13 protein-coding genes are annotated in these 14178 nt (G+C 42.3%); 3 read left to right on the plus strand and 10 right to left on the minus strand.

Annotation, left to right across the window (positions count from 1 at the left end; all coding sequences use genetic code 11):
• The first annotated feature begins 84 nt into the window (after positions 1-84).
• Entirely contained in the window at positions 85-2415 is a 2331-nt protein-coding gene (gene mrcB, locus N475_RS01740; protein WP_063364574.1) for a penicillin-binding protein 1B, read from the plus strand.
• On the opposite strand, the gene N475_RS01745 is transcribed toward mrcB, so the two are convergent.
• The 5 genes from N475_RS01745 to N475_RS01765 all read right to left on the minus strand — a co-directional run bounded on the left by N475_RS01745 (position 2412) and on the right by N475_RS01765 (position 9007).
• On the minus strand, positions 2412-4253 hold the full coding sequence (locus N475_RS01745) for a methyl-accepting chemotaxis protein (RefSeq protein ID WP_063364575.1): 1842 nt from the start codon (positions 4251-4253) through the stop codon (positions 2412-2414). The genes mrcB and N475_RS01745 overlap by 4 nt on opposite strands.
• 146 nt (positions 4254-4399) lie before the next feature.
• On the minus strand, positions 4400-5686 hold the full coding sequence (hemL, locus tag N475_RS01750) for a glutamate-1-semialdehyde 2,1-aminomutase (protein ID WP_063359459.1): 1287 nt from the start codon (positions 5684-5686) through the stop codon (positions 4400-4402).
• A gap of 16 nt (positions 5687-5702) precedes the next feature.
• The gene (locus tag N475_RS01755) at positions 5703-6719 is read right to left on the minus strand and encodes an aspartate carbamoyltransferase (protein WP_063359366.1); all 1017 of its coding nucleotides are present in this window, start codon (positions 6717-6719) and stop codon (positions 5703-5705) included.
• 151 nt (positions 6720-6870) lie between these two features.
• A complete protein-coding gene (locus tag N475_RS01760; protein WP_063359365.1) occupies positions 6871-7305 on the minus strand; it encodes a CopD family protein in 435 nt (144 codons plus the stop codon).
• A gap of 19 nt (positions 7306-7324) precedes the next feature.
• On the minus strand, positions 7325-9007 hold the full coding sequence (locus tag N475_RS01765) for a chloride channel protein (RefSeq protein WP_063359364.1): 1683 nt from the start codon (positions 9005-9007) through the stop codon (positions 7325-7327).
• Between the two features lie 210 nt (positions 9008-9217).
• Here N475_RS01765 and erpA point away from each other — a divergent pair, with 210 nt between their 5' ends.
• Positions 9218-9556 carry an iron-sulfur cluster insertion protein ErpA gene (erpA, locus tag N475_RS01770; RefSeq protein ID WP_063359363.1) on the plus strand — a complete coding sequence of 113 codons (339 nt, stop codon included), beginning with the start codon at positions 9218-9220 and terminating at the stop codon, positions 9554-9556.
• 45 nt (positions 9557-9601) lie between these two features.
• On the opposite strand, the gene N475_RS25815 is transcribed toward erpA, so the two are convergent.
• Positions 9602-9778 (minus strand): hypothetical protein, encoded by a 177-nt coding sequence (locus N475_RS25815; protein WP_169809457.1) that lies wholly within the window; start codon positions 9776-9778, stop codon positions 9602-9604.
• Between the two features lie 356 nt (positions 9779-10134).
• Here N475_RS25815 and N475_RS01775 point away from each other — a divergent pair, with 356 nt between their 5' ends.
• The gene (locus N475_RS01775; RefSeq protein ID WP_023399554.1) at positions 10135-10380 is read left to right on the plus strand and encodes a helix-turn-helix domain-containing protein; all 246 of its coding nucleotides are present in this window, start codon (positions 10135-10137) and stop codon (positions 10378-10380) included.
• 40 nt (positions 10381-10420) lie between these two features.
• Here N475_RS01775 and N475_RS01780 read toward each other — a convergent pair whose 3' ends face one another.
• The 4 genes from N475_RS01780 to N475_RS01795 all read right to left on the minus strand — a co-directional run bounded on the left by N475_RS01780 (position 10421) and on the right by N475_RS01795 (position 14170).
• On the minus strand, positions 10421-11800 hold the full coding sequence (locus N475_RS01780) for an AmpG family muropeptide MFS transporter (protein WP_063364576.1): 1380 nt from the start codon (positions 11798-11800) through the stop codon (positions 10421-10423).
• An 8-nt stretch (positions 11801-11808) separates the two neighbouring features.
• Complete coding sequence (locus N475_RS01785; RefSeq protein ID WP_142051979.1) at positions 11809-12387, minus strand: peptidylprolyl isomerase; 579 nt, start codon at positions 12385-12387, stop codon at positions 11809-11811.
• Between the two features lie 61 nt (positions 12388-12448).
• Entirely contained in the window at positions 12449-13012 is a 564-nt protein-coding gene (locus tag N475_RS01790) for a YajG family lipoprotein (protein WP_063359360.1), read from the minus strand.
• Between the two features lie 3 nt (positions 13013-13015).
• Positions 13016-14170 (minus strand): methyltransferase, encoded by a 1155-nt coding sequence (locus tag N475_RS01795; protein WP_063359458.1) that lies wholly within the window; start codon positions 14168-14170, stop codon positions 13016-13018.
• Positions 14171-14178 lie beyond the last annotated feature (8 nt).

The following is a 14178-nucleotide window of genomic DNA, read 5'->3' on the forward strand; positions in this document are numbered from 1 at the left end:
TTTAGCTCGCTTTTTTAGTTTCAGTGGCGGTTAATCTAAGTTAATCTAGCATCATTGAAAATACAGTGAATATTGCATAGGTACATGTCAGATAAAAAACGTACTACTGGTGCCAAGTCAAAGCCTAAAAAAACAACTCGAAAATCATCTAAATCGAAAACTTCGTCACCTTCTTTTAAACAACGTCTTAGCCTGTTTAAAACCAAACTCTTAAGCACACTTTGGTCACTTTTTTGGAAAGGTGGGCTTGCGGTTTGTTGTGCGGTAGCACTGTACGTTATTTACCTTGATTCAAAAGTAAGCAAACAGTTTGAAGGAAATAAGTGGCAACTACCTGTACAAGTCTATGCACGCGCAATGACATTCCATCCCGATCAATACCTGTCAGAGCAAGAGGTAATATGGGAGTTAGAGCGCTTAAATTATTCACGTGTCAACCGCATCAAACGTACTGGGCAGTATTTAGTGCAAGGGCGCACCATTACTGTATATCGTCGTGCGTTTGAGTTTTATGAAGGTGAAGAACAGGCTTCTGAGTTTACCTTGAATTTTGCAGGAAAGAAGCTTGCGAGTATCGTAAACAATGGTGGTAGGAGAATTCCCACGGCACGTCTAGAGCCTGTGCAAATTGCGCGGATAGGAAATGAAACTAACCAAGATCGTGAATTTGTGCCTTTGGACAAATTTCCCAATGTTTTAAAACAAGCTCTGTTAGTGGTTGAAGATCGTAACTTTTACGAGCACCATGGTGTTTCCCTATGGTCGATAATGCGAGCGCTTTACAGCAATATTAGAGCTGGGCGTACTGTCCAAGGAGGAAGCACATTAACTCAGCAATTGGCCAAGAATTTCTACCTCACAAGAGAGCGATCTCTAATACGCAAAGTAAACGAAGCGTTTATCGCACTTATATTGGATTATCGATACAGCAAAGATGAGATCCTAGAAGCTTATCTAAATGAAGTTTATTTGGGGCAGGCTTATAACCAAGGCGTCCATGGTATGGGGCTGGCTTCCGAATTTTACTTTGCTAAGCCAGTTGATGAATTAGAGTTTGATCAGGTTGCATTACTGGTGGCAATGGTAAAAGGTCCGTCATTTTACAACCCAAGGCGCTATCCTGAAAGAACAATGGAGCGTCGAGACTTAGTTTTAAGGTTAATGGCCGAAAATGGCATTATAACTACCACGGAATATCGTAGTGCATTGAAGCGTCAAATCGAGATTCAGCCTTTAAAAGAGAGCATGTTACAGTCTTATCCAGGTTACTTAGAGCTGGTGAATCGAGAGTTGAAAAACCTAGTTCCAAATGAAGATGTTGTGCATGCAGGAGTGAGAATATTCACTTACTTTGAATTGCAAAAGCAAAGTGCGATGGAAGAAGCTATCACATCAGGCTTACCCTATTTGGAAAGGCGCTTTAACACTTCAGGCTTAGAAGTCGCTATGCTATCTGTCAACACACAGAGATCTGGGGTTTCTGCTTTGGTAGCGGGTAGACAAATGCGTTTTTCTGGTTTTAATCGCGTACTGGATACCAAGCGTAGTGTCGGTTCATTAGTCAAGCCTGCTATTTATTTAACTGCGCTGCAGCAGGACTACAATTTAGGCACATTGGTGGATGATTCGCCGTTGCAGGTTACCAACGCTGCCGGAAAAACGTGGGCCCCCGAAAACTTTGATCACAAATTTAGAGGGCAAGTACCTCTGTATAGAGCTTTTAGTGAAAGCTTAAATATTCCAGCGGTAAACTTGGGTCTGGATGTGGGCGTTCATGAAGTAGCAAATACAATTACAGAGTTAGGTGTTGAAGGAGACATTCCTACTTATCCTTCGATGTTATTAGGCGCTGTTGAACTGTCTAGCTTTGATGTCGCGCAAATGTACACCACTATGGCTGCAAATGGTCGTTATAGCGAGTTGACCAGTATTTCTGCTATCACCGATGCGACAGGCCGGATGCTATACAAACATCGGCCTGAACAAACTCAACGTTTTGACCCAGCTTCAGTTTATATGACCAAGTATGGATTGAAACGAGTGACCAAAAGTGGCACAGGAAAACGTCTGAACAAACATTTTCCGGCAATCCAGTTAGCAGGGAAAACAGGCACCAGTAATGATTTAAGAGACAGTTGGTTCGCTGGGTTTGACCACAATACAGTGACAGTGACCTGGATCGGACGTGATGATAACAAACCTGCAAAATTAACTGGAGGAAGGGGGGCACTGGAATTGTATATTCGTTACCTCAAACCACTTAATCCACAAGCGATTGCAGATGACAGACCAGAGGGGATTCGGTGGGCATTTGTAAATAAGCAAACGGGTAAACAGGCGGCCCCACACTGTGGACCAACAATCCAGCTTCCTCTGAGAGCTGAATTGTTTGATCCGAAACCAAAGTGCAATTAAGTTCTAAATTGACTCATGGCCGACTTTAAATGGGCGGCCATATTACTTAGCTGGTGGGCATCGTCTTGTGTTGCTTCTGCGGAGCCCAACGTATGTTCTGCGAGTGAGCTGATTTCACTGGACTCTGATAGTGCTTGCTGAGTTGCCTGAGTTTGCTGTTGCACAAGCTCTCTAATAACATGACCTTGCTGGTCTATATCAGTCATACTCTGCTCAGCGGCACTTAAAATTGCATTTGTTTCGGTGGCGGCAGTCACACCCCGTTCCATTTTTTCCACACTACTGAGCATTTTTTGTTGGGTGTCATTCGATGCGTTTTGCAGCGACTTGATAATTGAGTGGATCTCTTCAGTTTGTTGCTGAGTGCGCTTAGCCAAAGTTCGAACTTCGTCGGCGACAACTGCAAATCCACGGCCCTGCTCACCTGCACGCGCAGCTTCGATGGCAGCATTGAGCGCGAGCAAATTTGTTTGCTCCGCGATCTCGCTGATCCCGAGGCTTACTTTGCTGATATTTTGGCTATCTTGAGCAAGCTTATCAAGCGCTTGTCTACTCTCTTCAAACTCTTGCTGCAGCACTGTCATATGCTGAGCTAATTCAGTTGTATTAATGCTACCTTGCTTCACTTGTTCAGCGGCAGTACTGGCTAGTTCAGTAGCATGTTGAGCCGAGCTTTCAACTGCATCAGCAGCATTTGCCATATCGGATAACGCAGTGTGGATCCCTGTAATCTTGATCTGTTGTTGCTCTACATCGTGACGTGTATCTTGGCTAATGTGACTGAGTTTATCAGTTGCATTGTGCAAATCACTTGAGGTGGTGTGTACATCTCCCAAAAGCTCGGTAAAAGCATCTAACACTCGATTATACTGCGCCACAATGTCATTTAACTCGTCGTCTCCATGAGATTGCGCTTTGGCTCGTAAGTCACCTTGTGCAGCGCGTTGCGCAGATTCAGAAAACTCAGAAATCGTATCAACTACAGCAAAATAAAAACCGAGCATTAAGTACAATGCCACTATCAAGCTTAAAATAGAAGCTGTAGCGACGACGTTTCTTATCATCTGTTCTTGCTCGAGCTTTTCTTGCAGAAGGCTTTTCAAAGTAGGTAATGCGATCTCGACTAAAGTTCTGGTTTTTCTTTGTACATCTTGATGAGCGCTGGTAAAAGCTGCAGCGCTGAGCTCAATTTCATCTGGCTCTAGAAGCTTAGTACGAACGGCTAATTGATAACTGTCTAATGCGCGATTGAGGGCATCAATCTTTTCAGATAGTTGGGCTTTTACCTGACTGTTTTCGAGTGTTGCAATTTCAAGTTTATCAAGTAATTGGCTTTTAACTATTGGCAGTGCTTTATTGAGGTTAGACAAGGCGATAAATGAGTCGGGTGTGAACCTACCCCTAGCTATGATCGCATTGGCTTGCTCGGCAATATTGTTGACTTGATAAACCAGTTTAGGAAGTGACTCAACAAGTGAGCGATTCAAATAAGAACGGCTCAGATCGTTATCAATTGCTAATTTAGATGCGATTGACACTTGCTCTAAAGGCGAATTTGATGCCTTACTGTTAACCATTAGACCACTGCGTTTCAGTAGTTGCTGATTTTCGCTTTGGCGGTTGTTAATTATGTTTTCGAGCAGTTTAGGGTATAGATTCAAACCTTGTTGCTGCTGCTTACTCACCTCTATTGAATGGGTTAATGTGGAGTTGAGAAAAAACAAGCTTAATGCCAGAGGCAGAATAAGGATACCGAAGACTAAACTGATTTTTGTTTTGTACTTTAACTGCGCCATAAACGCAATGGCGGGGCTACAAACTGATCTGAGTCCTGTCATAATTTAATTCTTTGTTATTGAGTCACGAGATAAAGACCTTGTTAATACAAAGAATAGTTCAAAGAAATCAGATTTTTTTTTGAAGATGAAAAAAAAGCCCATTATGGGCTTTTTATTTTCCGAATTATGGAAAACTTTTATTGTTGCTATGCAACTAAATTGGCAAAAGCTCGATCTGCTGCCTGAATTGTATCTTCGATATCTTGATCACTATGCATTGTGCTTACAAAACCAGCTTCAAATGCTGACGGCGCAAGATATACGCCTTCTTCAAGCATCAAATGGAAGAAGCGTTTAAACCTTTCCAAATCACACTCAGTTGCTTGCTGGTAGCTGTCTACACGCTTAGCATCAGTAAAGAAGAAGCCAAACATCCCGCCTGCGTAATTGGTTGTAAGTGGAATGTTATGCTTGTCAGCTGCAGCTTGAAAACCAGCACACAGCGCTTTAGATTTTGATTCTAGGGATTCATGTAAGCCTGGTGCTGATAATAGCTCTAGCGCTTTAAGCCCAGCTGCCATAGCAATTGGGTTACCAGATAACGTGCCTGCTTGATAAACAGGCCCCACTGGTGCGATAAAGTCCATGATCTCTTTTTTACCACCAAAAGCACCGACAGGCATCCCACCGCCGATAACTTTACCCAAGCAGGTTAAGTCAGGCTCAATCTTGTAGTATTGCTGCGCACCACCAAGAGCAACCCTGAAACCAGTCATAACTTCATCAAAAATAAGGACTGATTTGTTGTCGGTACACACTGAGCGCAGACCTTCTAAGAATCCTGCAACTGGTGGAATACAGTTCATGTTACCTGCAACAGGCTCAACAATAACGCATGCAATTTGATCCCTGTACTGCTCAAAAATTGCTTTTACTTCGTCTAAATTGTTAAAGGACACTGTCAGGGTGTGTTTTGCAAAGTCAGCTGGAATACCAGGTGAGTTTGGCACGCCCATTGTTAGCGCACCTGAACCCGCTTTCACTAATAGAGAGTCAGCATGACCATGATAACAACCCTCAAATTTAAGAATTTTATCTCTACCTGTAAAGCCACGAGCTAAGCGGATTGCACTCATGGTTGCTTCTGTACCAGAGCTCACCATGCGCACTTTTTCGATAGATGGAACAAGCTCTTTAACTTTTTCAGCCATCAGGATTTCCGTCTCAGTTGGGGCGCCGTAACTTAAACCATTTTCAACGGCATCCAACACTGCTTGCTTAATTTGTGGGTGGTTGTGGCCAAGGATCATCGGCCCCCATGAGCCAACATAGTCGATATAGCGATTATTATCGGCATCATAAGTAAAGGGGCCTTGTGCTTTTGTAATAAACAAAGGAGTGCCACCCACACCGTTAAACGCTCGAACAGGAGAGTTTACACCACCTGGAATGGAACTTTGTGCACGTTCAAATAAATCTTGGCTAATTGTCATAATGTGTCCTTTTTGATTAACTTTGGCGCTTTCTGCTGAACCAAGGTACATTGGTTTCGTATTGTTGTACTTTGTTTTCGACACCTAATGTCAGTGCGAAAAGAGCCATACGGATAAGTACACCATTTTGTACTTGTCTAAAGATGGCCAAGTTATCATTGCTATTTAAATCGTTATCTAATTCGTTTGCGTCGCTTCGGCTGTCACGCGGTAATGGGTGCATTAGTACAGACTCAGGCTTACAGTGTGCGTCATAAATTGCTTGACTGATCCTAAACCCACCGCGATATTTGTTGGCCTCTTCTTGTGAAGGAAAGCGCTCTTCTTGAATACGTGTTTGGTAAACGATATCTGCGGCTAAGTTGCCTTCCATCTTTGATACCAGCTCAATTTTATGGCCCGCGTTAGTCACAGCGTCTAACACATAGTCTGGCATTTGCAAGCCGTCTGGTGCGACCATTGAGAACTTGATGTTTTTATAGTGGCATAGCAGCTTAGAGAGAGAATGTACGGTACGACCATATTTCAAGTCTCCTACTAGCGCGATATGCATGCCATCGACACCGCGACCAAATCGGCTCAGTTCACGGTCAATAGTCAGTAAATCTAGTAGTGCTTGAGTAGGGTGCTCGTTGGGGCCATCGCCACCATTGAGTACAGGAACATCAGAACCTGTGGCAAACTCAGCGACACTGCCTGCATCAGGGTGGCGCATAGCAACGGCATCAGCATAAGCAGAGATTACACGCGCTGTATCATACAGTGACTCACCTTTTGCCAATGCAGAGCTTTGCATGCCGGTTGTTTCTCTTACCAGTCCACCTAATAGGTTGAATGCAGTACCAAAGCTGACACGTGTGCGGGTACTTGGTTCGAAAAATAGGTTTGCAAGTACTGCGCCCTCTAACACTTGGGTACGTTTATGCTTTTTGGCATAAGGCTCCATGCGTTTGGCGACTTCAAAAATAAGTTCTATTGCTTCTCTATCTAGTTGATTGACAGAAAGGATGTTTTCACCTTGGAAACTTAACATGCGGCGATTCCTAATCACAGATTGACAACAGGAGGCAAGGCTGCGCTCCTAACCGAGATAACCTTGGTAACTCTAGGTTACTGGAACGACATAATAGCATAGTTCCTAGCTATCTGGTGAGTATGACGGCACTGTGTCCGTCATATTTACGCTAAAAAAATGGTTTTAATACTGCCAACAGAATAATTGGTAACAATAGGAAAACAGGGAATTCATTGTAGTAGCGATAGAAACGCGTACTACGAATGTTTCTGTCGTGTTTGAAGTCGGCTAATAACTTAAAACAGTATGCGTGATAAATGTATAAAATGATTACAAAAACAAGCTTGTAATGAAGCCACAAGTTATATTTGAACCACTCTCTACCATATTCAACAATCGTAAGTACGCCAAAAACAGTTGTTAAGATTGCAAAAGGCGTTACGAAATACAGCAAACGACGCTCCATAATTTTGAGCATGGCCTTACAGGCTTTTTCTTCCGTCATTGTGTGGTATATGAATAACCGAGGTAAGTAAAAAATACCAGCAAACCAAGCTACCATAAAAAAGATGTGCAAGGCTTTGTAAATCAACAGCGCGCTCATAATGCCCCTTATGCATGTATTAAAGTAAACTATTTCTCATTGTTAGTATGTGTCTTAATTTGTCCCATCGAACGACCCCCATAATTTGCAGGCTGTCTTTTTGATTGTACACATATACAGCGCCAGAGCGCTTATCTTTAAGTAACTCAAATGCTTCAGCTAGCGTTGCTTGAGTACTTAGACCCTGTAAAGGGACATACTTAATTGTGGCACTGTCATCTGAGATCAAAGTTAAGTCGTACTCAGCTAACTGATAGCCTGTCTCTTCGTCATAAACAATCAGCGGCGTTTGGCTATCAACCGCGGACAGGGTTTCTTTTATTTGCTCTTTATCGTTTGAATAAAGAAGTTTGAAGTCTTCTTCCATCTCTTCAACAATCCCCACTTTTTGCAATGCTTCCTTGGCTGGCGACACTTGATAAGGCAACCCTTGAAAATCGAGCTGTTGCAAAAATATAGAGCGATTACCAAATACTTGTAGAGCGGTGACATATGCGGTTGAAATAATGAGCATCGCGGGTACAACAATTTGTGGATTTGAGGTTAATTCCATCACCGCAGTTAAGGCAGCCAAAGGTGCATGTAATGTTGCGGCCAATAACCCCGCCATGCCTAATACGCCATAGGTACCGGCAACAGCGGTATCTGGAGAAATAAACTGGGCAAAAAATGCCATAAGAGTACCCATTATAACCCCTAAGCCAATGACTGGGCCGATCAGCCCTCCGGGTATACCTAGGCCAATGGCAAATAAAGTTGCTAAGAGTTTAGCGATAAATATAGTGGTCAATAACTGTAAGTTATCAGGTGTTTCTACCGCGAGTTTTATTGCGCTCATACCCGAGCCCATAGCTTCAGGCACAAGGTAACCAATCAAGCCTGCAATGAGCCCAGCCAACAAGAGTCGTGGGAACATACTGATAGGTTTGAATGTTTTGATAATTAACATTAGGTTTTGATTGAAGGCAAATGCGATGGCGCCAAGAGCAAAACCACAGACTATCAAATAGGGGTAGTGCCAAAAACTCAGCATTTCGATTTGAATAAGCGAAAGCTCAGAAACATTGCCAAAAACAACTTGGGTTGCTAACGCGCCGGTCACAGCAGCAAGCATAATGGGTACAAAAATATGAATTTTATATTCTCGCAGAACGACTTCCATGACAAAAATAACCGCGGCTAAGGGGGTATTAAATGATGCAGCAATACCAGCTGCGACACCACACCCCGCTAATGTACGCGCCGCATTATGAGGTAAATGTAACCTTTCAGTGAGGACACTGGCACCAGTGGCTCCCATGTGCACAGATGGGCCTTCTCGGCCAACAGAGAAGCCACAAATTAGCGCAATGCCGCCACCGAAAAATTGATTTACAGAATTCCAAATTGGCATATGCCCGTAATGGTGCTTGATGCGGTTTATAACAAATGGAATGCCAAGGCGATAATGTTTAAATCCAGTCAAACTTGCAAACAGTGCGATAATTAAGGCTGCGCCAACGGGTAGCAATAGCCTTTGATGTTGTGCGAGCGTGGTAAAGTCGTCATGACTGTCTAAAAAGAATGATTGGACCAACTCTATCATGAGGCGAAATAAGATGATCAATATCGCAGCGATTAGGCCAGCACACACGCCAAGCAAGCACAGTTGTGCTGAAGTCTTCGGTTTTGCTAGGCGGCGCCTCACTTGATCAAGAGTCATATTTTATCGCTGTGTTTAGGTATATACCTGTATTTTATCAAAAGATAATCGCTAAGTCCCTGACATAAGTCTAGTTATGAGGTCAAAATATTTCGGATATCATGTTTACAGTTCTGCCATTACATAAAGTTCAACAGAGCGTCAGATACTTGATTAAAATAGTCGGGTATTAGATAATTCCGCTAATTATTGTACAAGGGTCGAATGCACATGTCAGAAGAGTTACCTATTAAATTTAGCGATGCGGCAGCAGCTCGCGTTAAAGAGCTGATTTCTGAAGAAGAAAATCCGGAATTAAAGCTTCGCGTATATGTAACTGGTGGAGGATGCTCAGGTTTCCAGTATGGATTCACATTTGATGAAAAAGTAAATCCTGGTGATTTGGAAATTGAAAAAAATGGTGTGGTCATGGTAGTTGACCCAATGAGTATTCAGTACCTAGTGGATGGAATCGTTGATTATACTGAGGGGCTGGAAGGGGCACGTTTCTTCGTAAATAACCCTAACGCGACAACTACATGCGGTTGTGGTGCGAGCTTCAGCGTATAGTAGAATTGAATAATCAGTGAAAAGCCATGCCAATGCATGGCTTTTTTATGCCGGGTTAGTGACATGGATCATTAGCACGAAAAACCCTAAAACAAACGCCGAAAAGGCGAGAATATAAATAAATCCGCGTTTTCCCTGTTTGATGGGCACCCCATTTACCTTCAAAAAGTAATACCAACCAAAACAAAGAATGAGTGGCAGTAAAAATAAGATTCGAATCATTTTTGCACCCTAATTTTTCGATTAAATTTAAGGTTAGCTCTAAATAACTAATTTTAAAAGAAAAATAAATTATTTCAAATACTGGTACAAGATATAAAATTTTTGTTAAAGTGTACCCTGTACCTTACATGAAAAAAATGAATATAATTTTTCAAAAATTTATTAGGATTTAGCGCTAAGATAGTCTATACCTAATTGGGTACACAGGAACAAGGCCTGTTGGCAAAACAGGAAATACGCAAGACCCATAGGGTCTGTAGCGAGTATTTTTTCTTATATACGAAGTGCAGTTGAGTGAGACGGGCAAATTTCACAAAGCTGCTTAAGGTAAATCATCAAGTAGGAGATGTTTATTTATGATGGGTAAAACGGTTTCTTCAGAAGAAAACGGAAAGTTAACAAAATGGTTGAAATCAAAGCGTCATGAGAAAGGCCATACAATGCGTAGCCTTGCTCAAGTTTTAGGTACGCCGCATTCATTTATTGGCAAAATTGAGAACCAAGAACGTCGTTTAGATGTAATCGAATTCTTGCGTTACTGTGAGGCACTTGAGGTAGACCCATACGAAGGCCTTTCACTAATCAATAAAGAAGAGCTATAAATCCAGGCGGATTGAAAAGCAAGGTGCAAGGAAATGCACCTTAATTTTGTTGATGATAAGACGCTTCGATCTTATACAGCTTATGTCGAATAAAGTAGAGAAATAGCAGGGAAGGCAGCACCATTAAAGCCGTTATCACAAAGAAAACAGCCCAGTCTCCATCTAACCAATCATCAATTACCACCCCACTATAACTTGATAGTAGTGTTCGACTTAAACTCCCCAGTGAAGCGAGCAAGGCATAGTGAGTAGCGCTGAAGGTTCTGTCACACAACATCGAGATAAATGCAACTAAGGCAACGAGCGACCAGGCCTGAGTGAATCCATCTATTACGATTGCAAGTGCATACAAGTGCTCCTTTGGCCCAGCAACTGCGATCCAAGAGAACATTAAATTTGATGCGGCCATTGCGAGTCCACTGATAAATAGGCCTTTGACTATGCCATATTTGTGGTTGAATATGCTGCCTAAAAATGCGAATACTATGGTGATTAAGCCGGTACCAAGCTTGGAATATTGTGCAATTTGAGTGTTGCTAAAGCCTATCTCTTTATAAAACACAATAGACATGCGAGCCAAGAAAGCTTCACCGATTTTAAATAAAAATATAAAGGTGAGCAGAGCAAGTGCGGTGCTGACACCATTATTTTTGAAGAAGCTAACAAAGGGAGCGACGACTGTCACACCTAACCAGGCTAGCAACTTATTGACTCGGGAGTTGCCTAGAGATGACAGTTTGTCTTCATAGGCTTGTTGGATCTGAGCTTGTGCAGTATCTCGGTGTGACTCAGGCTCTTTGGCAAACAGTGTTACTATGACCAATAAACACATGATCCCTGAAAGCACTAAATATACATCTGGCCACTCAACATAGGGTAAATCTGCAGCAAAAAATGGAATTGCGCCAAGCAACGCATAACCAGTCCACCAGCCTGAAGTGGCCATCGCTGCGGCTGCTGTGGACTTTTCACTTTCAGCTTGTGGCAGGATATCAATACGGTAGCCGTCAATTGCAATGTCGTGAGTTGCCGCAAAAAGCGCAATCAAAAAGCATAATAAAGCCGCATGAAATAATTGATTCTGTAAGTCAATAAAAGCCAAGCCAACCGCACTGACGGTAATGACTGTTTGTCCTAAAAGTATCCAGCTTCGCCTTTGCCCTAGCTTTGAGCCTATAAAGGGCAGTGCTAAGCGATCTACGAGTGGCGACCACAAAAAGTTGATTGTGTAAGCACTGAATACAATACCAAATAAGCCAATTAGACTTCGACTTAATCCTTCGTCTTTAAGCCATGCCGACATGACTGACCCAATAAGAACCCAAGGAAAGCCTTGACTCATACCAAAAGCAAATACAGTCAATAATCGCTTATCTTTATAATAACTTAAATACTTAGCAATACTTGTTGTGGTCGCCATAGTATGTGTCAAAACTCTTCAGCAGGTAAAATATCAATGCTGTGAATGATAACGGCTGTTTTAGGAATAAAGCTGTATCCCAACTTTTTATTGTAGCCAGTTTCAACTTGCATGATTTTATCTAGCGTCTCGTACCCGTCTGTGACATTGCCAAATACCGCAAAGCCCCAACCCCTTCCAGGATTTAAATGGTCGTTATCATCCATATTGAAAAAGAACTGTCTCGTACCTGAATGAGGTTTGTTGTCTTGATAAGCCATTGCAACAGAGTACATATCGTTTTTCATGCCATTGCCACTTTCATTAAAGATGGGCTTTCTTTCAAACATACCGTCATAGTCTTTGTCGTATCCACCGCCTTGAATAACAAAGTCTTTCTCATTGGCTTCGTCACGTTCAACACGATGAAAAACAGAACCTTTATAGTCGTCATTTACTACATAGGTGAGAAAGTTATTTACGGTGATTGGCGATCTTGAGCGATCTAGCTCTACAGTAATTTTGCCAAGTGATGTGTTGATTTGTACTTTTGGAAATAGGTTATCTTTTTGTACAAATCGTCCTTCTTTATTGCCAGCAATGGTCATAGTGCTCGCAAGGAAAGTAAATATGAGTATCGCGCTACGGATCATCTGTGTCCCTTATACTTTATTGTGAGATGAATTGAACAAGCTCTTGATCTTTTATCATATGTGCCACCAGCTGTTGGGCAAGCACATTTAGTTGGCCTTCTACTTTGGCTTGATCGTGTTTCAGCGAGCCTGTCAGCTTTCTATTACCTGTAAAAGATTTAACAAATGTGCTTTTGCCTTTAGTGACCGTAACCACAAATTCCGCTTGTGCATTGCTTTCATGTTTTGTATAAGTTTCAGAAACGAGCGCTAAAAACTGCTTGATTTGCACTGTAACTTGCACATTTGCGTTGCGTACGACATCTGCGCCATTGGTTGTAAATGCATCATTGATCAACGCTGATAGAGTCACCGGCAAGTTTGCATCTGGTAAATACACCGCAGGCTCTCTGTCGAGCACTTTAACCGTGAACTTAGAGGTTCTGAGGTCTTCCACTTTTACAGACACAGGTTGATTAATGCTTGTTACTTGTCCCGCAGAGTAACTTGGGCTAAGGATCACTGCCTTTGGTGAACTAGCACACCCTGATAGCAGAGTCACTAGACCTACGACAGCCAGTGATTTAACAATATTAGCCATAGATTAGCTCCTTTTTATTACACTTAATACAGTAAATTTCTTGTTATTGCCAAGTACCTTACAGTTCCCGAATAGACGCTGCAACTTGTCTTGGTAGTCTAAATGTCGATTGCCGATAATTCTGAGCTCTCCGCCATTTCGAAGTGTATGTTTGGCCTGTAAGAACATTTGCCAAGCAATGTGATCCGTGATGGCTTGTGCTTGATGAAATGGGGGATTGCAAAGCACTAAATCGGCACTGTTGGGAGCAAAATCAGTGAGGCAATCATTGTGTATAAATTGGCAATCAGTCAAGCGTGTTGGTAAATTATGGCTAACATTTTGCTGGGCACTGGCGACTGCCATTGCTGATTCATCCACGAAAGTGACCTTGCTATTAGGCATTCGGTTCAATACCTGTAGCCCAATTACGCCATTGCCACAGCCCAGATCGATGACCTTCAGCGGCTTCTTACCCGCAGGTAGGTAATTTAGAAAAAACCTTGCACCGATATCAAGGGAATCTCTTGAGAAGACATTCGCGTGATTAAAAAGCGTAAAGTCTGTATTTTCTAGAGCCCATGAAGCAGGGAATTTACTTGCGACTGGTTTTGCAGTGGTGTTAGAAAAAATCAAACGAGATTTTTTAACTGCGAGACTGGTTTTTGGCTCTGATAAAAAATGATTGAATGATTTTAGTGTCGAAGTATGTATCTCTTTTGCTTTGCCCGCTGCGATGACAGGAATATCTGCTGGCAGATGACTAAGTAGAGAGAGTTGATATTGCAAGAATCCCGCATTTTTGGGAATTTTAATAAGTACCAAGTCAATTTCTGTTGGTAAGTTTGCCAAGCTGTCCAAAAATGTGACGTGCTCACTTGGCAGCTGATTTTCAATCAAGTTGTGTTGACAGGCTGCCTTACTAACAAAAGAATCACTTACGAAAAAAAGAGAAGGTAAGACTTGTTCTTTGGCGTATATGATACTGGTCGCACAACAGAGTGCCCCAAAGCTATCGTTAAGAATTAAGACGCTCTGTGCGTTAGGATATTCTGATGTTATATGATCAAGAAGGTATTCGTCTGCGGCATCCCATGCTTGTAGACTGCGATTTTTTTGTTCAAGAGGAAATCGATGTAATATGAACGGATGGTTTGCGAGTACCGCTTCGGTTGTCATAGTTCTAT

Source organism: Pseudoalteromonas luteoviolacea DSM 6061, assembly GCF_001625655.1.
Classification (GTDB): domain Bacteria; phylum Pseudomonadota; class Gammaproteobacteria; order Enterobacterales; family Alteromonadaceae; genus Pseudoalteromonas; species Pseudoalteromonas luteoviolacea.